General features: G+C 70.1%; 29 protein-coding genes, 1 tRNA gene and 1 riboswitch. Of the genes, 11 read left to right on the top strand and 19 right to left on the bottom strand.

Annotated elements, in window-relative coordinates:
* The first annotated feature begins 58 nt into the window (after window positions 1–58).
* Window positions 59–1,393, top strand: coding sequence for an SGNH/GDSL hydrolase family protein (locus AB0I06_RS30245; RefSeq protein WP_363122019.1), 1,335 nt, complete (start codon window positions 59–61; stop codon window positions 1,391–1,393).
* A 39-nt stretch (window positions 1,394–1,432) separates the two neighbouring features.
* Here AB0I06_RS30245 and AB0I06_RS30240 read toward each other — a convergent pair whose 3' ends face one another.
* The 4 genes from AB0I06_RS30240 to AB0I06_RS30225 are packed head-to-tail and all read right to left on the bottom strand — an operon-like array spanning window position 1,433 to window position 4,809.
* Window positions 1,433–2,158, bottom strand: coding sequence for a DUF1707 domain-containing protein (locus tag AB0I06_RS30240; protein WP_363122018.1), 726 nt, complete (start codon window positions 2,156–2,158; stop codon window positions 1,433–1,435).
* Window positions 2,159–2,191: 33 nt separating this feature from the next.
* A complete protein-coding gene (locus tag AB0I06_RS30235; RefSeq protein WP_363122017.1) occupies window positions 2,192–3,193 on the bottom strand; it encodes an ATP-binding cassette domain-containing protein in 1,002 nt (333 codons plus the stop codon).
* Window position 3,194: 1 nt separating this feature from the next.
* Entirely contained in the window at window positions 3,195–4,016 is an 822-nt protein-coding gene (locus tag AB0I06_RS30230) for an ABC transporter permease (protein WP_363122016.1), read from the bottom strand.
* Window positions 4,009–4,809 carry an ABC-2 family transporter protein gene (locus AB0I06_RS30225; RefSeq protein ID WP_363122082.1) on the bottom strand — a complete coding sequence of 267 codons (801 nt, stop codon included), beginning with the start codon at window positions 4,807–4,809 and terminating at the stop codon, window positions 4,009–4,011. The genes AB0I06_RS30230 and AB0I06_RS30225 overlap by 8 nt, the downstream gene beginning before the upstream one ends.
* A 481-nt stretch (window positions 4,810–5,290) precedes the next feature.
* On the opposite strand from AB0I06_RS30225, the gene AB0I06_RS30220 reads away from it, so the two are divergent.
* A complete protein-coding gene (locus AB0I06_RS30220) occupies window positions 5,291–7,699 on the top strand; it encodes a transglycosylase domain-containing protein (RefSeq protein WP_363122015.1) in 2,409 nt (802 codons plus the stop codon).
* A gap of 12 nt (window positions 7,700–7,711) precedes the next feature.
* Here the strand turns inward: AB0I06_RS30220 and AB0I06_RS30215 are convergent, their stop codons facing one another.
* From AB0I06_RS30215 to AB0I06_RS30205, 3 genes are all read right to left on the bottom strand, one after another.
* Entirely contained in the window at window positions 7,712–8,032 is a 321-nt protein-coding gene (locus AB0I06_RS30215) for a multidrug efflux SMR transporter (protein ID WP_356447652.1), read from the bottom strand.
* Between the two features lie 33 nt (window positions 8,033–8,065).
* Window positions 8,066–8,133: riboswitch (guanidine-III (ykkC-III) riboswitch) on the bottom strand.
* Window positions 8,134–8,197: 64 nt separating this feature from the next.
* Window positions 8,198–8,554, bottom strand: a complete 357-nt coding sequence (locus AB0I06_RS30210; protein WP_031140106.1) for a co-chaperone GroES — start codon at window positions 8,552–8,554, stop codon at window positions 8,198–8,200.
* A 44-nt stretch (window positions 8,555–8,598) separates the two neighbouring features.
* Entirely contained in the window at window positions 8,599–8,928 is a 330-nt protein-coding gene (locus AB0I06_RS30205; RefSeq protein ID WP_363122014.1) for a DUF3618 domain-containing protein, read from the bottom strand.
* Between the two features lie 96 nt (window positions 8,929–9,024).
* On the opposite strand from AB0I06_RS30205, the gene bcp reads away from it, so the two are divergent.
* From bcp to AB0I06_RS30185, 4 genes are all read left to right on the top strand, one after another.
* Window positions 9,025–9,492 (top strand): thioredoxin-dependent thiol peroxidase, encoded by a 468-nt coding sequence (bcp, locus tag AB0I06_RS30200; protein ID WP_033308146.1) that lies wholly within the window; start codon window positions 9,025–9,027, stop codon window positions 9,490–9,492.
* Window positions 9,493–9,634: 142 nt separating this feature from the next.
* Window positions 9,635–10,276, top strand: a complete 642-nt coding sequence (locus AB0I06_RS30195; protein ID WP_363122013.1) for an HNH endonuclease signature motif containing protein — start codon at window positions 9,635–9,637, stop codon at window positions 10,274–10,276.
* Window positions 10,273–10,758: an HNH endonuclease gene (locus AB0I06_RS30190; RefSeq protein ID WP_363122012.1), complete on the top strand. Its 486-nt coding sequence runs from the start codon at window positions 10,273–10,275 to the stop codon at window positions 10,756–10,758. Before AB0I06_RS30195 ends, AB0I06_RS30190 begins: the two co-directional genes overlap by 4 nt.
* Before the next feature lie 34 nt (window positions 10,759–10,792).
* A tRNA-Leu gene (locus AB0I06_RS30185) sits at window positions 10,793–10,876 on the top strand.
* Window positions 10,877–10,923: 47 nt separating this feature from the next.
* Here AB0I06_RS30185 and rdgB read toward each other — a convergent pair.
* From rdgB to AB0I06_RS30165, 4 genes are all read right to left on the bottom strand, one after another.
* On the bottom strand, window positions 10,924–11,526 hold the full coding sequence (rdgB, locus tag AB0I06_RS30180; RefSeq protein ID WP_363122011.1) for an RdgB/HAM1 family non-canonical purine NTP pyrophosphatase: 603 nt from the start codon (window positions 11,524–11,526) through the stop codon (window positions 10,924–10,926).
* A gap of 132 nt (window positions 11,527–11,658) precedes the next feature.
* Window positions 11,659–12,057, bottom strand: coding sequence for a hypothetical protein (locus tag AB0I06_RS30175; RefSeq protein WP_363122010.1), 399 nt, complete (start codon window positions 12,055–12,057; stop codon window positions 11,659–11,661).
* 144 nt (window positions 12,058–12,201) lie between these two features.
* Complete coding sequence (rph, locus tag AB0I06_RS30170; RefSeq protein WP_363122009.1) at window positions 12,202–12,939, bottom strand: ribonuclease PH; 738 nt, start codon at window positions 12,937–12,939, stop codon at window positions 12,202–12,204.
* Between the two features lie 121 nt (window positions 12,940–13,060).
* Window positions 13,061–13,294, bottom strand: a complete 234-nt coding sequence (locus AB0I06_RS30165; protein WP_363122008.1) for a PTS glucose/sucrose transporter subunit IIB — start codon at window positions 13,292–13,294, stop codon at window positions 13,061–13,063.
* 176 nt (window positions 13,295–13,470) lie between these two features.
* Here AB0I06_RS30165 and AB0I06_RS30160 point away from each other — a divergent pair, with 176 nt between their 5' ends.
* Both AB0I06_RS30160 and AB0I06_RS30155 read left to right on the top strand, forming a co-directional pair.
* Window positions 13,471–14,784: a PTS transporter subunit EIIC gene (locus tag AB0I06_RS30160; protein WP_363122007.1), complete on the top strand. Its 1,314-nt coding sequence runs from the start codon at window positions 13,471–13,473 to the stop codon at window positions 14,782–14,784.
* A gap of 175 nt (window positions 14,785–14,959) precedes the next feature.
* A complete protein-coding gene (locus AB0I06_RS30155) occupies window positions 14,960–16,222 on the top strand; it encodes a PTS transporter subunit EIIC (protein ID WP_363122006.1) in 1,263 nt (420 codons plus the stop codon).
* A 63-nt stretch (window positions 16,223–16,285) separates the two neighbouring features.
* Here the strand turns inward: AB0I06_RS30155 and AB0I06_RS30150 are convergent, their stop codons facing one another.
* Window positions 16,286–17,038, bottom strand: coding sequence for an MBL fold metallo-hydrolase (locus AB0I06_RS30150; protein WP_363122005.1), 753 nt, complete (start codon window positions 17,036–17,038; stop codon window positions 16,286–16,288).
* A 211-nt stretch (window positions 17,039–17,249) separates the two neighbouring features.
* Here AB0I06_RS30150 and AB0I06_RS30145 point away from each other — a divergent pair, with 211 nt between their 5' ends.
* Window positions 17,250–17,699, top strand: a complete 450-nt coding sequence (locus tag AB0I06_RS30145) for a type II toxin-antitoxin system PemK/MazF family toxin (RefSeq protein ID WP_363122004.1) — start codon at window positions 17,250–17,252, stop codon at window positions 17,697–17,699.
* A gap of 67 nt (window positions 17,700–17,766) precedes the next feature.
* Here AB0I06_RS30145 and AB0I06_RS30140 read toward each other — a convergent pair whose 3' ends face one another.
* From AB0I06_RS30140 to clpS, 7 genes are all read right to left on the bottom strand, one after another.
* Complete coding sequence (locus tag AB0I06_RS30140; RefSeq protein WP_363122003.1) at window positions 17,767–18,717, bottom strand: cysteine synthase; 951 nt, start codon at window positions 18,715–18,717, stop codon at window positions 17,767–17,769.
* Between the two features lie 6 nt (window positions 18,718–18,723).
* On the bottom strand, window positions 18,724–19,002 hold the full coding sequence (locus AB0I06_RS30135; RefSeq protein WP_363122002.1) for a MoaD/ThiS family protein: 279 nt from the start codon (window positions 19,000–19,002) through the stop codon (window positions 18,724–18,726).
* 116 nt (window positions 19,003–19,118) lie between these two features.
* Window positions 19,119–19,214, bottom strand: coding sequence for a putative leader peptide (locus AB0I06_RS30130; RefSeq protein WP_363122001.1), 96 nt, complete (start codon window positions 19,212–19,214; stop codon window positions 19,119–19,121).
* Between the two features lie 98 nt (window positions 19,215–19,312).
* A complete protein-coding gene (locus tag AB0I06_RS30125) occupies window positions 19,313–19,735 on the bottom strand; it encodes a M67 family metallopeptidase (protein WP_190899287.1) in 423 nt (140 codons plus the stop codon).
* 132 nt (window positions 19,736–19,867) lie between these two features.
* On the bottom strand, window positions 19,868–21,295 hold the full coding sequence (locus AB0I06_RS30120) for an amino acid permease (RefSeq protein ID WP_363122000.1): 1,428 nt from the start codon (window positions 21,293–21,295) through the stop codon (window positions 19,868–19,870).
* Window positions 21,296–21,659: 364 nt separating this feature from the next.
* Entirely contained in the window at window positions 21,660–22,274 is a 615-nt protein-coding gene (locus AB0I06_RS30115) for a DUF2017 domain-containing protein (protein WP_363121999.1), read from the bottom strand.
* Between the two features lie 32 nt (window positions 22,275–22,306).
* A complete protein-coding gene (clpS, locus tag AB0I06_RS30110; RefSeq protein WP_020270284.1) occupies window positions 22,307–22,624 on the bottom strand; it encodes an ATP-dependent Clp protease adapter ClpS in 318 nt (105 codons plus the stop codon).
* Between the two features lie 107 nt (window positions 22,625–22,731).
* Here clpS and AB0I06_RS30105 point away from each other — a divergent pair, with 107 nt between their 5' ends.
* Both AB0I06_RS30105 and AB0I06_RS30100 read left to right on the top strand, forming a co-directional pair.
* Window positions 22,732–24,078, top strand: coding sequence for a nicotinate phosphoribosyltransferase (locus AB0I06_RS30105; protein WP_363121998.1), 1,347 nt, complete (start codon window positions 22,732–22,734; stop codon window positions 24,076–24,078).
* Between the two features lie 113 nt (window positions 24,079–24,191).
* Entirely contained in the window at window positions 24,192–24,782 is a 591-nt protein-coding gene (locus AB0I06_RS30100; RefSeq protein WP_363121997.1) for a nicotinamidase, read from the top strand.
* Window positions 24,783–24,785: the final 3 nt, after the last annotated feature.

Raw genomic sequence — 24,785 nt, 5'->3', positions numbered from 1 at the left:
TCATGGGCACATCAGATCGGAGCCTTGGGCTCCCATCGCCCGAGGAGAACAACACAGCATGACCCGAGGACGTGGTTACGCCCTCCTGGGCGTGGTCGTCGCAGCGATCATGGCCCTTTCCACCGCCATATACATCGGAGTGGCATCCGACGACGGCACACGCAACCGGACCGCCCTCGGCGACGGCCGTGTCCCGCACAACTCCGCGGCCCCGGCCTCCACCGGCACCTGGGTCGGCACCTGGTCCACGTCCCCGGCCGCCGCCGAACCCGGCACCGAGACGACGGGCATGGCGGACCGGTCGGTGCGCAACGTCGTCCACACCAGCGTCGGCGGTACGAGTGCCCGCGTGACGCTGTCCAATCTCTACGGCCAGGCGCCGCTGAACATCACGCGGGCGTCGATCGCCGTCTCCGCGGGCAGCGGCACGGCGGCGGCACTCGCGGACACCATGCGGCAGCTGACCTTCGGCGGCGGCCCCTCGGTCGTCATCCCGCCCGGCCGGCAGGTGATGAGCGACGCGGTCCGGGTCGTCGTCCCGCACGACTCCGACGTCCTGGTGACCACGTACACCCCGACCAGCTCCGGCCCGGTCACCTACCACCCGCACGCCCGGCAGACCTCCTACGTCGCCCAGGGCGACCACGCGCAGGACACGACGGGCACCCCGTACACCGAACAGAGCGTCTACTGGCGCTACCTGACCGCGCTGGACGTGCTGAGCAACGAGTCCGACGGCACGATCGTGGCCCTCGGCGACTCGCTCACCGACGGCATCACCTCCACCTCGGGCGCCAACAACCGGTGGACCGACGTGCTCTCCGACCGGCTGCGCGCGCAGATCGCGGCCGGACGGGACCTGCCCCGCTACAGCGTCGTCAACCAGGGCATCAGCGGCAACCGGGTCCTCACCGACGGCCTGGGCCGCCCCGCGGACAACCCCAGCGCCCTCAACCGCTTCCAGCGGGACGTGCTGGAGCGGCCGAACGTCAAGGTCGTCGTCATCGACCTCGGCGTCAACGACATCCTGCGCAACCCGCGCCTCGCCGACCCGAACGCGATCCTCGACGGACTGCGCACCCTGGTCGGGCAGGCGCACGCCCGGGGCGTCAAGGTCGTCGGGGCGACCCTGATGCCGTTCCACGGCCACCGCGGGTACACCGACGCGCGTGAGGCGGTACGCCAGACGATCAACGCGGAGATCCGCGCCGGGAAGGTGTACGACGCCGTGGCCGACTTCGACAAGGCGCTGCGCGATCCGTACGACCCGCGGCGGCTGCGCCCCGACTACGACTCGGGGGACCATCTGCACCCCAGCGACAAGGGGTACACCCGCATGGCGGAGTCCTTCGACCTGGAGACGCTGAAGGGGTCGGCTCCGGCGGAGCTGTAGTCCCGTCCGCTGCCGGGCGTCACAGCCCGGCAGCAGCCCTCAGTGCTCCCAGTGGGAGTCCCGGTGGCGGGACCCGTCCAGCTCCCGCCGCCCCGTCTTGCGCGCCGGCTTCTCCTGGCGGCGCTCCTCGCGGACGCGCAGCTTCTCCGCCCGGGTGAGCTTCCGCTGCACCCCGACGCCGCCCCAGAACGCGAAGCCCGTGACGACGACCCGCGGGGCGCCCGGCTCCCCCGCCACGCCCTCCTCGCGGTGGTCGAAGCCGCCCATGACGCCGATACCGCGGACGACGACCTCGACCCCGGGCGGCACGATCACATCCACCCCGCCCATGATCGCGATCGCGTTCACCTCGACCTCGCGGTCCGCGAAGTTCGCCTCGCGCAGGTCGATCTCACCGCCGCCCCAGAAGGCGAAGCAGGTGAACCGCCGGGGCATCGTCCAGCGCCCCTTGCGCTGGAAGCCGGACATCACGGCGACAGCCCAGCTGGAGGACCCCTCGCCGCCGACGATCCGCCCGGACCAGTCCGGGCCGGCGGCGGGGTCCTTCGTCAGGGACACCGCCGGAGCCGTGACCCCCGCGGCCGGCAGGTCCCGGGTGATCGGCTCCAGCTCCCCGTAGGTCCGCGCCCGGTACGTCGCGTCCAGCCGCTCCTCGAACTCCGCCATGTCGAGACGGCCCTCGGCCACGGCGTCCCGAAGGATCTCGGCGACCCGTTCACGGTCGGCGTCGGAGGCGCGGAGGTCCGGGACTGCGTCGTCGGTCATGCACAGCAGATTACGAGTTCACCCCGCCGGGGGCTACGAGATCGACCGCTCGGCCTGTTCCGCGTACATCTTCGCGATCACCGCCTCGATGTCCGGCTCCCGCACCGACAGGTCCACCAGCGGGTATTCGGCCGCGATCCGCGCCACCAGCGGCGCCGCCGACTCCGACGCCGGGAACGCCAGCCACTGCCGCGGGCCGTCCACCCGCACCACCCGCGCGGGCGCGGGCGCCTCGATCGGCGGCAGCTCCCGCTCCAGGTCCACCACCAGGGTCCGTTCGCCCTCCCCCGCCTCGTGCAGCCCGGCGAGCGGACCGTCGTACATCAGACGTCCGTGGTCGATGACCATCACCCGCTTGCACAACTGCTCGATGTCCTGGAGGTCGTGCGTGGTCAGCAGCACCGTCGTGCCGCGCTCGGCGTTCAGCTCCCGCAGGAACTCCCGCACCCTCGACTTCGAGACGACGTCCAGCCCGATGGTCGGCTCGTCCAGGTACAGCACCTCCGGGTCGTGCAGCAGCGCCGCCGCGATGTCACCGCGCATCCGCTGCCCCAGGGAGAGCTGCCGGACCGGCACGTCCAGCAGGCCGCCCAGGTCCAGGAGATCGACCAGCCGGCCGAGGTTCTCCCGGTAACGGGCGTCCGGGATCCGGTACATGCGGTGCATCAGCCGGTAGGAGTCGATCAGCGGCAGGTCCCACCACAGCGTCGTGCGCTGCCCGAACACCACGCCGATCCGGTGCGCGAGCCGCGTCCGCTCCTCGGAGGGGTTGATGCCGGCCACCCGCAGCCGTCCCGCGCTGGGCGTGAGGATGCCCGTCAGCATCTTGATCGTGGTGGACTTGCCGGCCCCGTTCGGCCCGATGTAGCCGACCATCTCGCCGCGCTCCACGCGGAAGGAGATCGAGTCCACGGCCCGCACCCGCCGCCGCTCCCGCTTCATGAAGCCCGTCTTCTTGCGCACCTCGAAGACCTTCTCCACACCGTCGAGTTCGATGAACCCGCCGTGCGCGGTCCCGCTCGCCGAATCGGTCAACTCAACTCCCTGTACTCCGGTACGAACGAAGCCCCGTACGCCACGCCAGCCCGGCGAGCACACAGCAGGCCACCGCCACCAGCGGCGAGGCGAAGGCCACCCACCCGGGCAGCCCGACCGGGTACGGCCGCCCCAGCACATAGGAGGCGGGCACCCAGTTGACGAAGGCCAGCGGCACCATGAAGGTCACCCCCCGCACCAGGTCCTTGCCGAACACCGACGGCGGATACTGCAACAGCGTGGTCCCGCCGTAGGTGAAGGCGTTCTGCACCTCCGCGGCGTCCTGCGCGTAGATCTGGAAGGCCGCCCCGGCCACGAACACCGCCGAGAAGATCGCGGCACCGCTCAGCACCATCACCGGCACCAGCAGCACCCTGTCCGCGCTCCAGTCGACGTCCACCGACACCAGCGCCCAGCCCAGCACCACCACGCCCTGGGTGATCCGGCCCAGCCGGCGCAGCGCGAACCGGTCGGCCCCGACCTGGGCGAGCACCGGCGCCGGACGCACCAGCAGCGTGTCGAACGAGCCGTCGCGCATCCGGGCCCCCAGGACGTCCATCGAGCCCAGCGCCAGATCGGCGATCCCGAACGACGTCACGGACAGCCCGTACAGGAAGGCCACCTCCGGCAGGGACCAGCCGCCCAGCGAGTCGACCTGCGAGAACATCAGCAGGATCCCCACGAAGTCCAGGCCGGTCACCGTCAGGTTCCCGATCACCGTGACGACGAAGGAGGCGCGGTAGGTCATGCTGGAGCGCACCCACATCCCCGCGATCAGCCGGTAAGCCCGCAGCCCCTCGCGCAGCGCACCGCGCTCACCCACCCTGCACCACCACCCGCCGCGTCGCCGCCGACTGCATCAGCCTGCCCACCGCCAGCAGTGCCACCGCCCACGCCGCCTGGAAGGCGAACGCCCCCAGCGGGTTCGTCTCCCCCATCAGCACATCCGCCGGCATCTGGATCTGCGCCGCCCACGGCAGCACCCGCACCACCTCGCCGAGCACACCGGGGAAGGCGTTCAGCGGCAGCACCATGCCCGAGAAGAAGACCCCCGTGACCATCAGCACCTGGCTGACGCCCGTGCCGTCCATCAGCCAGAACACGCTCAGGGCCGCCAGATAGCGGATCGCGAAGCTCACCACCGTCGCCAGCAGCAGCGTGACCGCGAAAGCCGCCCAGCGGTTGACGTCCGTCGGCAGCGCCATCGGGAAGAACACCGCGCCGAAGACGAACGGAACCACCCCCCGCCCCAGCATCTGGAACAGCGCCCGCCCCACGTCCCCCGCCAGCCACCACACCTGAAGATCGGCCGGCCGGTACAGATCGACGGCGATCTCACCGGTGCGGATGCGCTCCATCAGCTCCTTCTCCGCGCCCCCGCCCTGGATCGCCAGCGTCGCGTACAGGCACTGCCCCAGCCACACATAGGTCACGGCCTGCGCCTGGTCGTACCCCCCGAGGTGCGGCTTCTCCTCCCACAGCGCCAGATACGTGTGGACGAGGATGACGCCGAATACCGTGTTCGTGAACACCCCGGCCAGCGTCGCCGCCCGATACGTCGCGTACCGCCGGAAACCCCCCGCCGCGACGGCCGCGTACAACCGTCCCGAGCCCACATCCACCGCCCTCCTCGCCACCCGGCACCGAAGCGCAGGAGCCTAGTGGCCCGGCGAACGGGCGTGCCACGCAATTTCACGGACCCACGCAGGCGGCGCACGGCGAGCGGGCACCGGCCCAGACGGTACGATCCGTTGCGTCCGCGCGGGCCGAGGCGCCCGTGGTCAGGGCGAGCAGCGTGGCGGCGGTGCCGGCCGGGCGGAGCGCGAGAGCCGTCACGATCCACGGTCGTGTCACCCTGCGGGCCGGTGCCGCACGGAAGAGTGGCCCTGCGGACAGGCGTACGGAACAGCGCGGTTCACCCCGAGCCCGCCCCCCACGCGCTCACCCGCACACGGCCCACCGCACCACACGCCTCACAGCCCGGCCCTCGATCAGGGAACTGATCAACGGATGGGACAGTCTTCATCCCAGGGGCGCAAGAGCGAGCAGAGACGTACGGGAACGACGTACGACGCGAAACAGGAGTCCGTGCACGACATGAGTGACGAGCCTCAGCCGCAGCAGCCGAACCCGGGCTGGGCACCGAGCAAGCCGCAGGCGGACGCCGGCGGCGACCCGGGCACGCCCGCGGCCACCGCGGCCGGGAAACCGAAGCGGACCGGCTGGCGCCGGCTGATCCCGACCTGGCGCATGACGCTCGGCGCCTTCATCGTCGCCGCGCTCCTGCTGGTCGGCGGCTTCTTCCTCGGCTACTCGCTGGTGCAGATCCCGCCCGCCAACGCGCTCGCCACCAAGCAGGCCAACGTCTACCTCTACGCGGACGGCTCCGTCATCGCCCGCGACGGCGAGGTCAACCGGGAGAACGTCACCCTCCCGCAGATCTCCAAGGACGCCCAGCACGCCATCCTGGCCGCCGAGGACCGCGACTTCTACACCGAGTCCGCCGTCGACCCCAAGGCCATGGTCCGCGCCGCCTGGAACACCGCCCTCGGCAAGGGCAAGCAGTCCGGCTCCACCATCACCCAGCAGTACGTGAAGAACTACTACCTGCGCCAGGACCAGACCGTCACGCGCAAGGCCAAGGAGTTCTTCATCTCGATCAAGCTGGACCGCGAGGTCAGCAAGGACCACATCCTCGAGGGCTACCTCAACACCAGCTACTTCGGCCGCAACGCCTACGGCATCCAGGCCGCCGCCCAGGCCTACTACGGCAAGGACGCCAAGGACCTCGACCCGGCCCGCGCCGCCTACCTCGCCGCGCTCGTCAACGCCCCCAGCCAGTACGACGTCGTCGCCCACCCCGAGAACCGGGGGGCCGCCGAGTCCCGCTGGAACTACGTCCTGGACGGCATGGTCAAGAAGGGCTGGCTCAGCGAGTCGAAGCGCACCGGCATGAAGTTCCCCATGCCGAAGGAGTCCACCCTCTCCACCGGCATGTCCGGACAGCGCGGCTACATCGTGCGGATCGTGAAGGACTACCTCGTCCAGAACAAGATCGTCGACGAGCGGCGGCTCGACGGCGGCGGCTACCGCATCACGACCACCCTGCAAAAGGGCAAGCAGGACGCGTTCGTGAAGGCCGTCAACGACAAGCTGATGTCCAAGCTCGACAAGAAGAACAAGGTCGACACCTACGTCCGCGCCGGCGGCGCCTCCGTCGACCCCAGGACCGGCAAGGTCGTGGCGATGTACAACGGCATCGACTACGTCAAGCAGTACACCCCCAACGCCACCCGCAGGGACTTCCAGGTCGGCTCCACCTTCAAGCCGTTCGTGTTCACCTCGGCCGTCGAGAACCACTCCGAGACCCAGGACGGCCGCGTCATCACCCCGAACACCATCTACGACGGCACCAACAAGCGCCCCGTCCGCGGCTGGACCGGCGACCCGTACGCCCCGGAGAACGAGGACCAGCACTCCTACGGCGACATCACCGTCACCGAGGCCACCGACAGCTCCGTCAACTCGGTCTACGCACAGATGGCCGCCGACGTCGGCCCCGCCAAGGTCAAGCAGACCGCGATCGACCTGGGCGTCCCCGAAAGCACCCCCGACCTCGCCGACGGCCCCGCCATCGCGCTCGGCACCGCCACCGCCAGCGTCCTCGACATGGCCGAGGCCTACGCCACCCTCGCCAACCACGGCCGGCACGGCACGTACACGATGGTCGAGAAGGTCACCAAGGAGGGCACGCCGATCGACCTGCCCGAGCGGCGCACCCGGCAGGCCGTGAGCCGCGAGGCCGCCGACACCACCACCTCGATGCTGCGGAGCGTCGTCCAGAACGGCACGGCCTCCGCCGCGCAGGCCGCGGGCCGCCCCGTCGCCGGCAAGACCGGCACCGCCGAGGAGGACACGGCCGCCTGGTTCGCGGGCTACACCCCCGACCTCGCCACCGTCGTCTCCGTCATGGGCCAGGACCCGGTCACCGCCGCCCACAAGTCGCTGTACGGCGTCATGGGCCTGCCCCGCATCAACGGCGGTGGCGCACCCGCCGAGATCTGGACCCAGTTCACCCAGGACGCCCTCAAGGGCAAGCCCGCCAAGGAGTTCGACCTCAGGCTCCAGCCCGGCGCCGACGTCTCGCAGGCCCCCAGCAGCGAGGCCCCGGCCGACCCCACCACCGGCGGCACCACCGACGGCGGCACGACCACCGGCGGCGAGGAGACGGCCACCCAGACCCCCGAACAGTCCCCCAGCGCCCCCGAAGGCCAGACGGAGGGCCAGACCGACGGCGGCGGCACCGACGGCGGCACCGGCGGCCAGTCCCCCACCGGCGGCGGCACCGCGGACGGCGGAACGACCGACGGCGGCACGACCGACGGCGGGACCACCGACGGCGGCGCGACGGACGGCGGAGGCGGCGACGCGAGCGACGGCGGCGCGACAGGCGGCCCGACCGGCCCCGGCTGGGGCGTCGTCCCGCAGGGCGCCCGCCGCGAATAGCGCGACGCCCGCTCAGTGCCCGCTGGTCGCCTTCAGCCCCACCACGGCGACCAGCAGCAGGCACACGAAGAAGATCCGGGCGGCGGTCGCAGGCTCCCCCAGCACCACCATGCCGAACACCGCCGCCCCGGCCGCACCGATACCCACCCACACGCCGTAGGCGGTCCCGATCGGCAGGGTCCTGGCGGCCTGCGACAGCAGCAGCATGCTCGCGACGATCCCGGCACCCGTGAGCACACTGGGCACCGGACGCGTGAAGCCGTCGGTGTACTTCATGCCCACCGACCACCCCACCTCGAGCAGACCGGCGACGACGAGCAGAACCCAGGCCATGACAGGCACCTCCGGAAACGGGCTGACGGTGAAGGTGCGTCGTCTTTGCCTTGATCCCGGTACGGCGCGTCTCGTCGGGGGTGCCTCCAACGTAGCAAAGCCGCAGACACGGCGAAGGGGCTGGTGACCCGGGTCACCAGCCCCTTTTTCGCACTGCCGCCGGTCCTACAGATACAGGCCCGTCGAGTCCTCGGCACCCTCGAACCGGTCCGCGGCCACCGCGTGCAGATCACGCTCGCGCATCAGCACGTACGCGATCCCCCGCACCTCCACCTCGGCCCGGTCCTCCGGGTCGAACAGCACCCGGTCACCCGCCTCCACGGTCCGCACGTTCTGCCCCACCGCCACGACCTCGGCCCACGCCAGCCGCCGGCCGACCGCCGCCGTGGCGGGGATGAGAATGCCACCGCCGGAACGCCGCTCGCCCTCGCTGGTGTCCTGCCGCACGAGGACCCGGTCGTGCAACATCCGGATGGGCAGCTTGTCGGGATGGGTGCTGTGCTCGTTTCTCTTGGCGCTCACGCCCTGCAACCTACCTGTCTTCCCGGCGAACGTCCGCAGTCGGGTCAGCCCTTGCGCCGCCGCGCACTGACCGCGAGCAGCCCGACCACGCCCACGACGACGAGCGCCACCGGCACGACCCTCTCCAGCCGGGGCGCGCCGTCCTCGTCCACGAACCGGGCCCGCACGTCGGTGACGGCCTTGTTGACCCCCACGTAGGCCCGCCCGAGGGTGTGGTCGATGTTCGAAGCCACCTTGGCCTTGGCATCCCCGACGATCGTCTTCGGGTGCACCCGCACCCCGATCTCGTCGAGGGTCTCGGCCAGGGTCGCGCGGCGGCGCCTGATGTCCGCCTCGATCTGCGCCGGGGTCCTGGTGTCCGCCGTGTCCGCCACCGTGTCGCCTTTCGAAGTCGGTGTGAAGCCTGTGCCGGACAGTCTGTCAGCTCCACGGCTCGTCGCACTGCCCCGACCCCCGGTTACGCTGGTCCGATGAGCGAGCGACTCCAGCCGGGGGACGTGGCCCCCGCCTTCACCCTGCCCGACGCCGACGGCACCGAGGTGTCCCTGTCGGACCACAAGGGCCGCAAGGTCATCGTGTACTTCTACCCGGCCGCCCTCACGCCGGGCTGCACGAAGCAGGCCTGCGACTTCACGGACAACCTGGAGCTGCTGGCGGGCGCGGGCTACGACGTCATCGGCATCTCCCCCGACAAGCCGGAGAAGCTGGCCAAGTTCCGCGACAAGGAGTCGCTGAAGGTCACGCTCCTGGCCGACCCGGACAAGCAGGTCCTGGAGTCCTACGGCGCGTTCGGCGAGAAGAAGCTCTACGGCAAGACGGTCGTCGGCGTCATCCGCTCCACGATCGTCGTCGACGAGGAGGGCAAGGTCGAACGAGCCCTGTACAACGTCAAGGCGACGGGCCACGTAGCCAAGATCATCAAGGACCTGGGGGTCTGAGCCCTCGCGGCCCCTTCTCCGAGCGGCTCGTACCGGTGGCCCCCGGTACGAGCCGCTCCGCATTTCGGGCGTGACGATCCGATAAACGGTTCGTTACTCCGTACGAGATCACGAACGAGTGGTCGAGGGCGGAGGGCGTTTCATGGGGGCCAGTGCGTACACCAAAGAGCGGCTGGAGGAGGCGGCTCGGGGGGCACGGACGTTGTCGGAGGCGCTGGAGAGGCTGGGGGTGGATCCGGCGAGTTCGACGCGCCGGTATCTGGCCGCCCGGATGAGCAAGCTCGGCGTGGACGTGTCGCACTTCGAACGGGAGGGGGTGAAGTGGACGAGAGACATCCTCGAGCGGGCGGTCGCGGCGTCGACGAACATGTGCGACGTGCTGCGGCACCTCGGGCTCGAGGTGGTGGGTGGACATCACACGCACATCAGCCGACGGGTCAAGGCGTTTGGCATCGACACGTCGCACTTCACCCTGCCGACACGACGTGGGAAACCCTGGCGTCCGCGAACACCGGAAGCCTTCCTCCTCGAGCAACCGGCCCAACGCGCCCGGCGCATTCCGAGTGACCGCCTCAAGTGGGCGATGACGTCCTCGGGAGTGGCGGAGCGGTGTGCCCTGTGCGGCACGGAGGCGGTGTGGCGGGGCCGCCCACTACCGCTGGAGGTCGATCACATCGACGGCAACTGGAAGGACAACAGGATCGGGAACCTTCGGCTTCTCTGCCCCAACTGCCATTCGACGACGGACAACTACCGAGGGCGCGGCAAAGGACATGCCGCGTGAACAGCGGGCAGGGACGGCCCACGCCCGAGGAACTACGATCCGCGGTCACCGAGTCCGTCTCCATCGCCGAGGTGCTGCGCCGCCTGAGGCGCCCGGACAGCGGCACGCAGCGCGGGCACCTGCGTCGGTGGATCGCCGAGGATCACCTCACCACCGAACACTTCCTGGGCCAGGCCCATCAACGCGGGAAGACCCGCCCGACCTCGGCCAGACGCCCTGAGGACGTCCTGGTCAAGCAGGACGGCGGACGCCGGACCCGTACCGCTGTGTTGCGCCGGGCGCTCCACGAGACGGGCAGGCCTGCCATATGTGCCGAGTGCGGGGTCGGCCCCGAGTGGCTCGGCAAGCCCATGACGCTGGAGGTGGATCACATCAACGGGGACTGGAGCGACGACCGGTTGGAGAATCTGCGGTTGCTGTGTCCCAACTGCCATGCGGTGACGAGCACGTGGTGCAGAGGCGGCAGCAGACGTTCCTCGTAGCCGCGCTGCACGTGACCGGTACGATGGCGTGGATGCGGCCGTGGCGGAATTGGCCTACGCGCAACACTTAGGATGTTGTGGGAGAAATCCCTTGAGGGTTCGAGTCCCTCCGGCCGCACACCTTTGAATCGATGGCCCACCCGGTGCACCGGGTGGGCCTCGTCGTCAGCCCAACAGTTCCCCCACCACCGGCACCAACGCCCGGAACGCCTGCCCCCGGTGGCTGATCGCGTTCTTCTCCTGGGGGGTCAGTTCCGCGCAGGTGCGGGAATCGCCCTCCGGCTGGAGGATCGGGTCGTACCCGAAGCCGTTGGAACCCGTGGGCTCGTGGCGGAGGGTGCCGCGGAGTTGGCCCTCGACCACCCTTTCCGTACCGTCGGGCAGGGCGAGCGCCGCCGCGCAGGCGAAGTGGGCGCCGCGGTGTTCGTCGGCGATGTCGGAGAGCTGGGCGAGGAGGAGGTCGAGGTTGGCCTTGTCGTCGCCGTGGCGGCCGGACCAGCGGGCGGAGAAGATGCCGGGGGCGCCGTTGAGGACGTCGACGCAGAGGCCCGAGTCGTCGGCGACGGCGGGGAGGCCGGTGGCCTGGGCGAGGGCGTGGGCTTTGAGGAGCGCGTTCTCGGCGAACGTCACGCCCGTTTCCTTGACGTCAGGGATGTCGGGGTAGGCGTCGGCTCCGACGAGTTCGTGGGGCAGCCCGGCTTCGGCGAGGATGGCGCGAAGTTCGGTGATCTTCCCGGCGTTGCGGGTGGCGAGGATCAGGCGACTCATGGCCCCAGTATTGCCCGGGCAGGATCGTGCCCCGTAAGGGGCGCGGGGAACTGCGCGATCAGCCCCCACGCACCGGCACGCGCCCGCGTCAGAAACCCGGCAGACGACAAGCCCGGCCCAGCCGGCGCGGCGTTACGGCGTGCAGACCTTGGTCAGTTCGCCCGCCGCGTCCGTGACGGGGCTGATGTCGGGTGTTTCGTCGCCGTTCTCGACGGCCCCTTGAACCTCGATCAGAGCCTTGCGCATGTCCTGGGTCGCCTTGTCCAGGTCGGCGTTGTCCGTTTTGTCGCCGATCTTGTCGAGGTTGTCGCCGATGGACTGGATGGACTCGTCGAGTTGTGTCGGGTCGTTGGCCGCGCTGTCGACCGCCTGCTGGAGTTCCGTGACGCTGTCGGCGATGGCGTCGGCGGTCTGGACGCAGTCCAGTGCTTTGTCGACGGCGGCGCAGCCGGTGGTGAGTCCGGCGGTCAGCGCGATGGCCGCCAGGGTGGCGGCGACGGCTGCGGTGCGGCGTCGGCGGCTCGCGGCCATGGAGCGGTCCCTCTCGTTCGGTGGGGCCGGTCGGGCCCGCGTGGCTGGCCGGGCGCACAGGGATGAGCCGTGCGCCCGTACTCCTTCAGACGCGAGTGTGCTCGGCGCGGTTGCCCGCACCGAGCGCTCTTCTTGGTGTGCCCTTTACTTTCCGAGGACGGTGTCAAGGGCGGTGCGCTGGTGGGCGGCGAGTTCTTCGCAGCCGGCGACGGCGAGGTCGAGGAGGGCGTTCAGTTCGTCGCGGGCGAAGGGTTCGGCTTCGGCGGTGCCCTGGACTTCGACGAAGCGGCCGTCGCCGGTGCAGACGACGTTCATGTCGGTGTCGGCTTTGACGTCTTCCTCGTAGCAGAGGTCGAGGAGGGGGACGCCGCCGACGATGCCGACGGAGACGGCGGAGACGGTGCCGGTGAGGGGCTTGCGGCCGGCTTTGACGAGCTTCCTGCCCTGCGCCCAGGCGACGGCGTCGGCGAGGGCGACGTAGGCGCCGGTGATGGCTGCGGTGCGGGTGCCGCCGTCGGCCTGGAGGACGTCGCAGTCGAGGACGATGGTGTTCTCGCCGAGGGCCTTGTAGTCGATGACGGCGCGCAGGGAGCGGCCGATGAGGCGGCTGATCTCGTGGGTGCGGCCGCCGATGCGGCCCTTGACGGATTCGCGGTCGCCGCGGGTGTTGGTGGAGCGGGGCAGCATGGAGTATTCGGCGGTGACCCAGCCTTCGCCGCTGCCTTTGCGCCAGCGCGGGACGCCTTCGGTGACGGAGGCGGTGCAGAAGACCCTGGTGTCGCCGAAGGAGACGAGGACGGAGCCTTCGGCGTGCTTGCTCCAGCCGCGCTCGATGGTGATGGGGCGGAGCTGCTGGGGGGTGCGGCCGTCGATTCGAGACATGGCGCTGAGCCTATCCGTACGCGCGCGACGGGCCCCTTCCGCGGTGGGGAGGGGCCCGTGCGGGTGACGTCGGGTGGCGTCAGGGTCCGTCAGGCGTGAAGCCCGGGACGATCCCCGCTCTTCACATCATGTCTTCGATCTCGGCCGCGATGGGGTCGGCGTCGGTGCCGATGACGACCTGGATCGCGCTGCCCATCTTGACGACGCCGTGGGCGCCGGCGGCCTTCAGTGCGGTTTCGTCGACCTTGGAGGGGTCCACGACCTCGGTGCGGAGGCGGGTGATGCAGCCTTCGACCTCTTCGATGTTGTCGATGCCGCCGAGCCCGGCAACGATTTTCTCAGCCTTGCTGGCCATGTTCGTTCTCCCTGATCCGAACCGCTTTGTCGCAGTAACCCACAGTTGGCCCATCTTCGCGAGCGGTCGTGTCGTGTGTGCCGAAGGATGGCCTCACGTCTGCGCGACCGTGCGTTCGACTGGTCTACACCACGAGCCCGTGTCTCGACAAAAGTCTCTCGGTGAAGGGGACCGGAATGAGTGCCGACAGCTCTGCCGGTGCCGGGGCCGCCGAGGGTCCGGCGCGGGTGCGCTGGAACCGGGTGTTCCAGGGTTTGCAGAAGATGGGGCGCAGTCTGCAGTTGCCGATCGCGGTGCTGCCCGCGGCGGGGATCCTCAATCGGCTGGGGCAGCCGGATGTGTTCGGGGAGGACGGGCTGGGCTGGACGAACGTCTCGAAGGTGATGGTGGGGGCGGGCGGGGCGCTGCTGGACAGTTCGCTGGGGCTGCCGCTGTTGTTCTGCGTGGGCGTTGCGATCGGGATGGCGAAGAAGGCGGACGGTTCGACGGCGCTGGCGGCGGTGGCCGGGTTCCTCGTGTACTTCACGGTGTTGCGGCAGTTTCCGGAGGGGTGTCCGCAGGGGTCGGTGGCGGTGCCGAACGTGGGGTGCCAGGTGACCGACGGGGACCGGGCGGTGACGGCGTTCACGTTCCAGAATCCGGGGGTGTTCGGCGGGATCGTGATGGGGCTGCTGGCGGCGTTCTTCTGGGCGCGTTTCCACCGGACGCGGCTGGTGGACTGGCTGGGGTTCTTCAACGGGCGGCGGCTGGTGCCGATCCTGATGGCGTTCGTGGCGATCGCGTTCGCGGCGCTGTGTCTGTGGGTGTGGCCGCCGATCGGTGACGCGCTGGAGGGTTTCAGCGACTGGATGGACGGTCTCGACGCGTGGGGCGCCGGTGTGTTCGGGGTGGCGAACCGGGCGTTGCTGGTGGTGGGGCTGCACCAGTTCCTGAACGTGCCCATCTGGTTCCAGTTCGGTTCGTTCACGAAGCCGGACGGGACGGTGGTGCACGGTGACATCAACATGTTCCTGGCGGGCGACCCGGACGCGGGGCAGTTCACCTCGGGTTTCTTCCCGATCATGATGTTCGCGCTGCCGGCGGCGGCCCTGGCGATCACCCATTGCGCGCGGCCGGAGCGGCGCAAGGAGGTCGGCGGTCTGATGCTGTCGGTGGCGCTGACGTCGTTCGTCACGGGCATCACGGAGCCGATCGAGTACTCGTTCCTGTTCGTCGCGCCGGCGTTGTACGCGGTGCACGCGTTGCTGACGGGTGTGTCGATGGCGTTGACGTGGGGGCTGGGGGTGCATGACGGGTTCAGCTTCTCGGCGGGGCTGATCGACTACGTCATCAACTGGAATCTGGCCACGCGGCCGTGGCTGATCGTTCCGGTCGGGCTGGGTTTCGCGCTCGTCTATTACGTGATCTTCCGGTTCGCGATCACGAGGTTCGACCTGAGGACTCCGGGGCGGGAGCCGGCGGAGGACGTGGAGGACAGCGCCAAGGCGTGATCGCCGCGGGGGCGGAATTGGCGGGTTCCACTCGTTCGGCCTACCGTGCTACAACTGGTCTACACCACTCACCGGTGGAGGTCGCGCGGCGATGTCCGCGTTCCCCTTTCTTTGAGACGCCGCCGTCCCCCTTCGCATGCTTCCTGGGCGGCGCCGTGCCCCCTGGAGGAAGTTCATGTCCACAGACACAGCCGCGCCCGCGGGCCCGAGCAAGGGCTCGGCCGTGATGGCCGTCCTTCAGCGCATCGGCCGCAGCCTGATGCTGCCGGTCGCCGTGCTGCCCGCCGCCGCCCTGCTGGTCCGACTCGGCAACACCGACATGCTCGGGCGCGAGTCGTTCCCCGCCTTCATCACGAAGATCGCGGGCTTCATGGCGGCCGGCGGCAACGCGATCCTCGACAACATGGCGCTGCTGTTCGCGGTGGGCATCGCGATCGGCTTCGCCAAGAAGTCGGACGGCTCCACGGCCCTGGCCGCCGTGGTGGGTTACCTGGTCTTCAAGAACGTGCTGGCCACCTTCACCGACAAGAACCTGCCGAAGGTCGCCACGGCGGTCGACGGCAAGGTCGTCATGGTCGACGCTCCCGTGGACGCCAAGGTCCTGGGCGGTGTGGTCATGGGCATCGTCGTGGCCCTGCTCTACCAGAAGTTCTACCGGACCAAGCTGCCCGACTGGGCGGGCTTCTTCGGCGGCCGCCGCCTGGTTCCGATCCTGTCCGCGTTCGCGGGTCTGGTCATCGGCATCGTCTTCGGCTACATCTGGCCTGTCCTCGGCACGGGCCTGCACAACTTCGGTGAGTGGCTGGTCGGCTCCGGCGCGGTCGGCGCGGGCATCTTCGGTGTCGCCAACCGCGCGCTGATCCCGATCGGCATGCACCACCTGCTGAACTCCTTCCCCTGGTTCCAGGCCGGCACCTACGAGGGCAAGAGCGGCGACATCGCCCGGTTCCTGGCGGGCGACCCGAGCGCCGGACAGTTCATGACCGGCTTCTTCCCGATCATGATGTTCGCCCTGCCGGCCGCCTGCCTGGCGATCGTGCACTGCGCCCGGCCCGAGCGCCGCAAGGTCGTCGGCGGCATGATGTTCTCCCTCGCGCTGACCTCGTTCGTCACCGGCGTCACCGAGCCGATCGAGTTCACCTTCATGTTCATCGCCCCGGTGCTGTACGCGATCCACGCGGTGCTGACCGGCGTCTCGATGGCACTGACCTGGGCCCTGGGGATGAAGGACGGCTTCGGCTTCTCGGCCGGCGCGGTGGACTACTTCCTCAACCTGGGCATCGCGACCAACCCGTGGGGCCTGGCCCTGGTGGGTCTGTGCTTCGCGGCGGTCTACTACGTGGTGTTCCGCTTCGCGATCACCAAGTTCAACCTGCCCACGCCGGGCCGGGAGTCCGACGAGGAGCTCGCCGAGCTGCAGAAGGCGGAGGCGAAGTAGCCCGCCGACACGCGAAGGGCCCCGGAACCGATCGGTTCCGGGGCCCTTCGCGTGGGTCGGGCCTCAGATCTCGTACGTCTGCCCCGGCGCGGCCAGGTCCACCCGGCCGTCGTAGACCTCGCGGGCGTCGGCGAGGTTGACCTGGGGGTCCGTCCACGGCGGGATGTGGGTGAGAACCAGGCGGCGGGCTCCGGCCCGGGCCGCCGTCTGTCCCGCCTCGCGGCCGTTGAGGTGCAGGTCGGGGATGTTCTCCTTGCCGTGCGTGAAAGCCGCCTCGCACAGGAACAGGTCGGCGTCGCGGGCGAGTTCGTCCAGCGCGGGGCTCACGCCGGTGTCCCCGGAGTACGTCAGCGTCCGGCCGCCGTGCTCGATCCGGATGCCGTACGCCTCCACGGGGTGGGCCACCCGCTCGGTGTGCACCGTGAAGGGGCCGAGCTCGAAGGTGGACGGCTTGACCGTGTGGAAGTCGAAGACCTCGCTCATGGAGGAGGCGGAGGGGGTGTCCGCGTAGGCGGTGGTCAGCCGGTGTTCCGTGCCTTCGGGGCCGAAGACGGGCAGGGGGTCGCAGCGGCCGCCGTCGTGGCGGTAGTAGCGCGCGACGAAGTACGCGCACATGTCGATGCAGTGGTCGGCGTGCAGGTGGCTGAGGAAGATCGCGTCGAGGTCGTAGAGACCGCAGTGGCGCTGCAACTCGCCCAGGGCACCGTTGCCCATGTCGAGAAGCAGCCGGAAGCCGTCGGCCTCGACGAGGTAGCTCGAGCAGGCCGATTCCGCGGACGGGAACGACCCCGAGCAGCCGACGACGGTGAGCTTCATGAAGCAGAAACCTCCGCTGGCGGGAATGTCGGAGAGGGGCGTCGGGGGTCGTGCGGTCCGTCGAGGGTAAGGCGCAAAACCTCCGGTAGCTCCTCCACAAAGGCCTGTTGTGGGCGAACTCACCTGTGCTGTCACCGGTATGGCTGGCAGGGCCGGGAGTGATCCCCGCGAGGAGGGCGCGTGGCGGGGGCGGCGCCGGTAACGTCTCAGTATGGACACGTCCTGGTGGCTGGCGCTCGCCGCGGTGGTGCTGCTCGCGCTCATCGCCACACTCGTCGACGGCTGGGGCCGGGGGCGGCGGCCGTCGGCCCGGCGGGGGCACACGGCGGCACCGGTCCTCACGCCGGAGGGCCGGCCGCAGCCCGCGGAGATCTGGTGGGCCGACGTGCCCTACGAGGACGAGGCCCGCACCAAGGACCGGCCCTGCCTGGTGCTGGCCGTGCGCGGGGAGCGGGCGACGGTCGTGAAGATCACCACCCGGTACCGCGACGAACGCGCCGGGGTGATCCCGCTGCCGCCGGGGTCGGTCGGTGACACGCAGGGCCGGGCGAGCTTCCTGGAGACGGACGAGCTGCGGGAGGTCCCGGTGTGGGGGTTCCGGCGGCGGGTCGGCGTGGTGGATCCGGCGCTGTGGGACCAGGTGCGGTACCTGGCGGGCTGAGCACCGTACAAGGGGAAAGGGCTGGAGTCGTCGACTCCAGCCCCTTGTTGTCGCCTCTCGCCGTCGGCTACGCCCAGAGCTGGCCCTGGAGCGTGTCGATGGCCTCCTCCGTGGTGGCCGCCGTGTAGACGCCCGTCGAGAGGTACTTCCAGCCGCCGTCGGCGACGACGAACACGATGTCGGCGGGCTCCCCGGCCTTGACGGCCTTCTTGCCGACGCCGATCGCGGCGTGCAGCGCGGCGCCCGTGGAGACCCCGGCGAAGATGCCCTCCTGCTGGAGCAGCTCGCGGGTGCGGGTGACCGCGTCCGCCGAGCCGACCGAGAAGCGGGTGGTGAGCACGGACGCGTCGTACAGCTCGGGGACGAAGCCCTCGTCGAGGTTGCGCAGGCCGTAGACCAGGTCGTCGTAGCGCGGCTCGGCCGCGACGATCTGGATGTCCGGCTTGTGCTCGCGCAGGAAGCGGCCCACGCCCATGAGGGTGCCGGTGGTGCCGAGTCCGGCCACGAAGTGGGTGATCGACGGCAGGTCCGCGAGGATCTCCGGGCCGGTCGTGGCGTAGTGGGCGCCGGCGTTGTCCGGGTTGCCGTACTGGTAGAGCATCACCCAGTCCGGGTGCTCGGCCGCGAGCTCCTTGGCGACGCGCACGGCGGTGTTGGAGCCGCCCGCCGCCGGGGAGGAGACGATCTCCGCGCCCCACATGCCCAGCAGGTCCCGGCGTTCCTGCGAGGTGTTCTCCGGCATCACGCAGACGATGCGGTAGCCCTTGAGCTTCGCCGCCATCGCGAGCGAGATGCCGGTGTTGCCGGACGTCGGTTCGAGGATGGTGCAGCCCGGGGTCAGGCGGCCGTCCTTCTCCGCCTGCTCGATCATGTGCAGGGCCGGACGGTCCTTGACCGATCCCGTCGGGTTGCGGTCCTCCAGTTTCGCCCAGATGCGGACGTCGGCGGACGGCGACAGCCGCGGCAGGCACACCAGGGGGGTGTTGCCGACCGCGGCCAGGGGGGAGTCGTAGCGCATGGTCGATCAGACCATGCCGCCGGCCACGGCCGGCAGGATCGTGACGTTGTCGCCGTCCGACAGCTTGGTGTCGATGCCGTCGAGGAAGCGGACGTCCTCGTCGTTCAGGTAGACGTTGACGAAGCGGCGCAGCTGACCGCCGTCCACGATGCGGGCCTGGATGCCGGCGTGCCGGGTCTCGAGGTCGGTGAAGAGCTCGGCGAGGGTGTCTCCCTTGCCCTCCACTGCCTTCTGGCCGTCGGTGTAGGTGCGGAGGATGGTCGGGATGCGGACCTCGATGGCCATGGCTTCAGGGCTCCTGTCGGGAGTAGTCGATCGGGGCGCGCGGCAGCGCAGGAACAGCGGGGTGGTGCGTGTGTGCGGCGCCGCGGCTCACGGCCGTACGGCGGCAGGGTGCTGCGTCAACAGATGGCGCTGGCGAGCCTGCACAGGTCGACGTGCAGCCGCGCCACGAGCAGATCGCCCGGCGTCTTTTCGCTCACGTCAAGGAAAACCATGGGCTCATCGTATCGATTCCCGGTCCGGGTCCTGGAATGTGATCCCACATGGCGGACGCTTTCGGGCCGGAGAGTGAGACCGCCCTGCTCAGACGCCCTCAGTAGGCCTCGACGACCCGGACCTCCTCCTCCGTGACCTCGCCCTCGACGATGCGGAAGGAGCGGAACTGGAACTCGCCGGCGCCGTCGGTGTCGGCGGTGGAGACCAGGACGTAGTGCGCGCCGGGCTCGTTGGCGTAGGAGATGTCGGTGCGCGAGGGGTAGGCCTCGGTCGCGGTGTGGGAGTGGTAGATGACCACCGGCTCCTCGTCGCGGTCGTCCATCTCGCGGTAGAGCTTGAGCAGGTCGCCGGAGTCGAACTCGTAGAACGTGGGCGACATGGCCGCGTTGAGCATGGGGATGAAGCGCTCGGGGCGGTCCGAGCCCGCCGGGCCGGCGACGACGCCGCACGCCTCGTCGGGGTGGTCCTTGCGCGCGTGGGCGACGATCTGGTCGACGAGGGCCTGGGTGATGGTCAGCATGCTCGCCAGGATAAGCAGAAGGGCCGTTCCGTACCGAGGAATGGTACGGAACGGCCCATATGCCGGACGCCCTGAGCGGCAGCCGCAGGGGGTGCCACGAGAACTCCCTGCGGCGGACGTCCCGCGGGTTGGTCAGCCGACCTTCTCGAACTCCGCGTCACCGCCGCGCTCGGCGATCTGCGGGTTGCGGCTCTTGAGGACCGCCCAGCCGACGCCGAGGGCGACGGCCCAGCCGGCCGCGACGTACAGGCACACCCGCGCGTCCTTGTCGTACGCGATCATGCAGGTCACGCCGATGAGGAAGAGCAGCGCGACCCAGCTGAAGAGGGCGCCGCCGGGAGCGGGGAAGGACGAGGCGGGCAGCCGGCCCGCGTCGACCGCCGCGCGGTAGCGGATGTGGCTGACGAGGATCATCATCCAGGTCCAGATGCCGGCCGCGGTGGCGACGGAGGTGACGTAGAGGAACGCCTTCTCCGGGACGACGTAGTTCAGGACGACGCCGATGCCCATGAGTGCCACGGAGACGGTGATGCCGACGGCGGGCGTCTTGCGGGCGTTGAGCTTGCCGAAGACCTGCGGCGCCTCGCTGTTGGCGGCCAGGTCGCGCAGCATGCGGCCGGTGGAGTACATGCCCGAGTTGCAGGACGACAGGGCGGCGGTGAGGACCACGAAGTTGACGATGCCCGCGGCGAGCGGGATGCCGATCTTGCCGAAGGCGTGCACGAAGGGGCTCTCGCCGGCGGAGAACTCGGTCCACTTCACCACGGAGAGGATCACCAGCAGGGCGCCGACGTAGAAGACGATGATGCGCCAGGGCAGGGTGTTGATGGCCTTGGGCAGGGTCTTCTCGGGGTTCTCGGACTCGCCCGCGGTGACGCCGACGAGCTCGACGGCGAGGTAGGCGAACATGACGCCCTGGAGCGTCATCAGGCTGGAGCCGATGCCGTTCGGGAAGAAGCCGTCGTGCGCCCAGAGGTTGGAGACGGTGGCGGTGTCACCGGCGTCGGAGAAGCCGAGGGTGAGCACGCCGAGGCCGATGACGATCATGCCGATGATGGCGGTGACCTTGATCATCGAGAACCAGAACTCGACCTCGCCGAAGATCTTGACCGAGATCAGGTTGACGCCGAAGAGCACCACCAGGAAGACCAGGGCACTGACCCACTGCGGGATCTCCGGGAACCAGAAGTGGATGTAGATCGCGGCGGCGGTGAGCTCGGCCATGCCGGTCACCACCCACATGAGCCAGTACGTCCAGCCCGTGACGAACCCGAAGAACGGGCCGAGGAACTCACGGGCGTACTCGGCGAAGGAGCCGGAGACGGGCCGGTAGAGGAGCAGCTCGCCCAGGGCCCGCATGATGAAGAAGATCACGACGCCCGCGAGGGCGTACATGAGGATGATGCTGGGGCCGGCCTTCGCGATGTTCGCCCCGGCGCCCATGAACAGGCCGACGCCGATGGCACCGCCGATCGCGATCATCTGGACCTGGCGGCTGCCGAGTCCGCGCTCGTATCCCTCTTCGGAGACGTTTTCCGATTCGACCTGCGCAGAGGTCATGTGTGGTGCGCCTTTCTCCATGCCGACCCGGGCCTCTCGTCGGCCTCGGATCGGGTTTCGATCCCCCCGGAATGATGGAGCTGAGCGGGCCCGGAGGCCGCTCGTGCCTGGCCGGCGGTCGCCGGCTCGGTGGCGCACCCGGCGGAACATTCGGGTGGTGTTCTGCCGGGCGGTCGTGAAGATTTATCACGCCCGCAACACTGATCACAGGAGAGGGATGTGGCGCACCGCACAGGGAAAAGCGGACAAAGCGCTCGCGAAGCGGCCATAGGCGGCGGGTGCGGTGACGGGATCGTTATCCGGATTTGAGTGTCCTCTGAGCGAACACCGATCGGTCACCCACCGGTCACAAAACCTGCACTGATCAGGCCATAAGGGTTCCGACCAGCGTCTCCTGGAGTCCACCCAGCCACAGGTAGGCCATCACCATCGGCTTGCGCGGGTCGTCGTCCGGGAGGCGGTAGAGCAGGTCGGTGTCCTCGTCGTCGGTGATCTCCAGCCGGGAGCCGATGGCGAGCCGCAGGTCGTTCAGGGCGCCCAGCCACTGCTGCGACTGTGCCGGCGACAGCTTCAGCACCGCGCCGCCCTCACCGGCCGACGCCGAGGCGAGCGCGTCGAGGGCGCGGATCACGGCCAGGGCGTTGTCCCGCTTGCCGGCCCGCAGGTCGTTCTCGGTGTAGCGGCGGAACTCCGCGGAGTGGGCCCGCTGCTCCTCGGCGTCCCGCGGCGAGGCGGGCTGCCCGGGGTCGGGGTCGCCGTAGGCGTCGGGGAAGAGCCGGCGCAGCACCGGGTCGCTGGGCGGCTCGCTGGGGCCCTCGGCGAACAGCTCGGCGAGCGGGTCGCCGGAGGCATCCTCGGCGGGGCCGGGGCCGATGAGCTCCAGGAGCTGGACGGCCAGCGACCGGATGATGGAGATCTCGACGTCGTCGAGGGCGACGGCCGCGCCGCCGCCGGGGAGCGGTTCGAAGGTTCCGGGCATGAACGCCTTTTCGCTGCTGGGCGGGGTGCTGGCTACTTGCGGTCCTGCTGGAGGGTGGCCCACAGGCCGTAGCCGTGCATGGCCTGCACGTCGCGTTCCATCTCCTCGCGGCTGCCGCTGGAGACGACCGCCCGGCCCTTGTGGTGGACGTCGAGCATGAGCTTGGTGGCCTTGTCCTTGGAGTAGCCGAAGTACGTCTGGAAGACGTACGTCACATAGCTCATGAGGTTGACCGGGTCGTTGTGGACGATGGTGACCCACGGGAGGTCCGGCTCGGGTACGGCGAAGACCTCCTCCGCCGACTCGGTGCGTTCGATCTCCAGGGGCGCGGGTGACGTCACACTGCCCATGCTGCCACCCGAGGGGGGTAGTCGCACAAACGGGCCTGGCCGCAAGGCGATCGCGTGTCCGCGGACCGCAATCGTCAGACTGACGAAATGGGGGTACCCTCCTCACCATGAACACAGCGGACCTTGGGCTGCCGGTGGATGTTCCCTCGACGGCGCTCTTCACGGATCAGTACGAGCTGACGATGTTGCGGGCCGCCATGACGGCGGGCACGGCGGAGCGGCGGAGCGTGTTCGAGGTGTTCACCCGGCGGCTGCCGGACGGGCGCCGCTACGGCGTGGTGGGCGGCACCGGACGGGTGCTGGACGCGGTGGAGAACTTCCGCTTCGACACGGCCGTGCTGGACTTCCTGCGCGAGCGGGGAATCGTCGACGAGGAGACCCTGGAGTGGCTGTCCGGCTACCGCTTCAGCGGGGACATCTGGGGCTACCCCGAGGGCGAGGTGTACTTCCCGGGCTCGCCGATCATGCGGGTCGAGGGCACCTTCGCCGAGTGCGTGCTGCTGGAGACGGTGATCCTGTCGATCCTCAACCACGACTCGGCGATCGCCGCGGCGGCCTCGCGCATGGCGGCCGCCGCGGGTGACCGGCCGCTGATCGAGATGGGCGCCCGGCGCACGCACGAACTCGCCGCGGTGGCGGCCTCCCGGGCCGCGTACGTCGGCGGTTTCGCGACCACCTCCGATCTGGCGGCGGGTTTCCGCTACGGCATCCCCACCGTCGGCACCTCCGCACACGCCTTCACCCTGCTGCACGACAGCGAGCGGGACGCCTTCCAGGCCCAGGTGAACACGCTGGGCCGGGGCACCACGCTGCTGGTGGACACCTACGACGTCACCGAGGCGGTCCGCACGGCCGTCGAGGTCGCCGGGACCGAGCTGGGCGCGGTGCGCATCGACTCCGGCGACCTGCTGCTGGTGGCGCACCGGGTGCGCCGGCAGCTGGACGAGCTGGGCGCCACCGACACGAAGATCGTCGTCACCTCCGACCTGGACGAGTACGCGATCGCCTCGCTGGCCGCGGCCCCGGTGGACGCCTACGGCGTCGGCACCCAGCTGGTGACAGGCTCCGGCCACCCCACCTCCTCGATGGTCTACAAGCTGGTCGCGCGCGCCGAGTCCGCCGACCCGAAGGCGCCGCTGGTGCCGGTGGCGAAGAAGTCCAGCGGCGGCAAGACGTCCGTCGGCGGACGCAAGTGGGCCGCGCGGCGGCTGGACGCCCACGGGATCGCCGAGGCCGAGGTGATCGGCACCGGTCCGGTACCGGGCGAGCTCGCGGACCGGCAGCTGCTGGTGGAGCTCGTCAAGGGCGGCGAGGTCGTGGCGCGCGAGCCGCTGGACGCGGCGCGCGAGCGGCACACGAGGGCGCGCGCGGGTCTGCCGATGTCGGCCACGCAGCTCTCGCGCGGGGAGCCCGTGCTGCCCACGGAGTACCTGTACGAGACCCCGGGTAGCTAGGGGGTGTGCCGTGACGCGCCGACCCGTGCCCCCTGTCGTCCGCTCTCCTCTGTCAATAGGCTCGGTGGTTCACCGGCCGGGCTCGCCGACCTCCTAGCCGAAGGACACCGACCATGCGCCGCGCCTTGATCGTCGTCGATGTGCAGAACGACTTCTGCGAGGGGGGCAGTCTCGCGGTGTCCGGCGGGGCCGATGTGGCCGCCGCCGTCACGGAGCTGATCGGACAGGCGGCCGGGTCCGGCTACCAGCACGTCGTGGCCACCCGCGACCACCACATCGCCCCCGGCGGCCACTTCTCCGCCAACCCGGACTACGCCCGCTCCTGGCCCGCGCACTGCGTCGCCGGCACGGAGGGCGTCGGCTTCCACCCGAACTTCGCCCCGGCCGTCGCCTCCGGCTCGGTCGACGCGGTGTTCGACAAGGGGGCGTACTCGGCGGCGTACAGCGGTTTCGAGGGCACCGACGAGAACGGCACGTCCCTGGCCGACTGGCTGCGCTCGCGCGAGGTCACCGAGGTGGACGTGGTGGGCATCGCCACGGACCACTGCGTGCGCGCCACCGCCCTGGACGCCGCCCGGGAGGGCTTCCGTACCCAGGTCCTGCTGGACCTGACGGCCGGGGTGGCCCCTCAGAGCACCGAGCGGGCCCTGGAGGAGCTGCGCGAGGCGGGTGTGGAGCTGTCGGGCAAGCCGGTCGTGCAGTAGCCC

This window comes from Streptomyces sp. NPDC050674 (assembly GCF_040654575.1).
Taxonomy (GTDB): Bacteria; Actinomycetota; Actinomycetes; order Streptomycetales; family Streptomycetaceae; genus Streptomyces.
The sequence above is the reverse complement of the archived record's forward strand: the minus strand, read 5'-3'. Positions and strand labels throughout refer to the sequence as shown.

Bases quoted from the DNA above. Each gene is read 5' to 3' on its own strand.
- AB0I06_RS30240 (WP_363122018.1), bottom strand. From the start codon at position 2,158: ATGACCGACGACGCAGTCCCGGACCTCCGCGCCTCCGACGCCGACCGT.
- bcp (WP_033308146.1), top strand. From the start codon at position 9,025: ATGAGCGAGCGACTCCAGCCGGGGGACGTGGCCCCCGCCTTCACCCTG.
- AB0I06_RS30130 (WP_363122001.1), bottom strand. From the start codon at position 19,214: ATGGTTTTCCTTGACGTGAGCGAAAAGACGCCGGGCGATCTGCTCGTG.
- AB0I06_RS30155 (WP_363122006.1), top strand. From the start codon at position 14,960: ATGTCCACAGACACAGCCGCGCCCGCGGGCCCGAGCAAGGGCTCGGCC.
- AB0I06_RS30125 (WP_190899287.1), bottom strand. From the start codon at position 19,735: ATGCTGACCATCACCCAGGCCCTCGTCGACCAGATCGTCGCCCACGCG.
- AB0I06_RS30100 (WP_363121997.1), top strand. From the start codon at position 24,192: ATGCGCCGCGCCTTGATCGTCGTCGATGTGCAGAACGACTTCTGCGAG.
- AB0I06_RS30165 (WP_363122008.1), bottom strand. From the start codon at position 13,294: ATGGCCAGCAAGGCTGAGAAAATCGTTGCCGGGCTCGGCGGCATCGAC.
- AB0I06_RS30175 (WP_363122010.1), bottom strand. From the start codon at position 12,057: ATGGCCGCGAGCCGCCGACGCCGCACCGCAGCCGTCGCCGCCACCCTG.
- AB0I06_RS30105 (WP_363121998.1), top strand. From the start codon at position 22,732: ATGAACACAGCGGACCTTGGGCTGCCGGTGGATGTTCCCTCGACGGCG.
- rdgB (WP_363122011.1), bottom strand. From the start codon at position 11,526: ATGAGTCGCCTGATCCTCGCCACCCGCAACGCCGGGAAGATCACCGAA.
- AB0I06_RS30195 (WP_363122013.1), top strand. From the start codon at position 9,635: ATGGGGGCCAGTGCGTACACCAAAGAGCGGCTGGAGGAGGCGGCTCGG.
- AB0I06_RS30215 (WP_356447652.1), bottom strand. From the start codon at position 8,032: ATGGCCTGGGTTCTGCTCGTCGTCGCCGGTCTGCTCGAGGTGGGGTGG.
- AB0I06_RS30135 (WP_363122002.1), bottom strand. From the start codon at position 19,002: ATGGCCATCGAGGTCCGCATCCCGACCATCCTCCGCACCTACACCGAC.
- AB0I06_RS30150 (WP_363122005.1), bottom strand. From the start codon at position 17,038: ATGAAGCTCACCGTCGTCGGCTGCTCGGGGTCGTTCCCGTCCGCGGAA.
- AB0I06_RS30140 (WP_363122003.1), bottom strand. From the start codon at position 18,717: ATGCGCTACGACTCCCCCCTGGCCGCGGTCGGCAACACCCCCCTGGTG.
- AB0I06_RS30120 (WP_363122000.1), bottom strand. From the start codon at position 21,295: ATGACCTCTGCGCAGGTCGAATCGGAAAACGTCTCCGAAGAGGGATAC.
- AB0I06_RS30160 (WP_363122007.1), top strand. From the start codon at position 13,471: ATGAGTGCCGACAGCTCTGCCGGTGCCGGGGCCGCCGAGGGTCCGGCG.
- clpS (WP_020270284.1), bottom strand. From the start codon at position 22,624: ATGGGCAGTGTGACGTCACCCGCGCCCCTGGAGATCGAACGCACCGAG.
- AB0I06_RS30145 (WP_363122004.1), top strand. From the start codon at position 17,250: ATGGACACGTCCTGGTGGCTGGCGCTCGCCGCGGTGGTGCTGCTCGCG.
- AB0I06_RS30220 (WP_363122015.1), top strand. From the start codon at position 5,291: ATGAGTGACGAGCCTCAGCCGCAGCAGCCGAACCCGGGCTGGGCACCG.
- rph (WP_363122009.1), bottom strand. From the start codon at position 12,939: ATGTCTCGAATCGACGGCCGCACCCCCCAGCAGCTCCGCCCCATCACC.
- AB0I06_RS30115 (WP_363121999.1), bottom strand. From the start codon at position 22,274: ATGCCCGGAACCTTCGAACCGCTCCCCGGCGGCGGCGCGGCCGTCGCC.
- AB0I06_RS30245 (WP_363122019.1), top strand. From the start codon at position 59: ATGACCCGAGGACGTGGTTACGCCCTCCTGGGCGTGGTCGTCGCAGCG.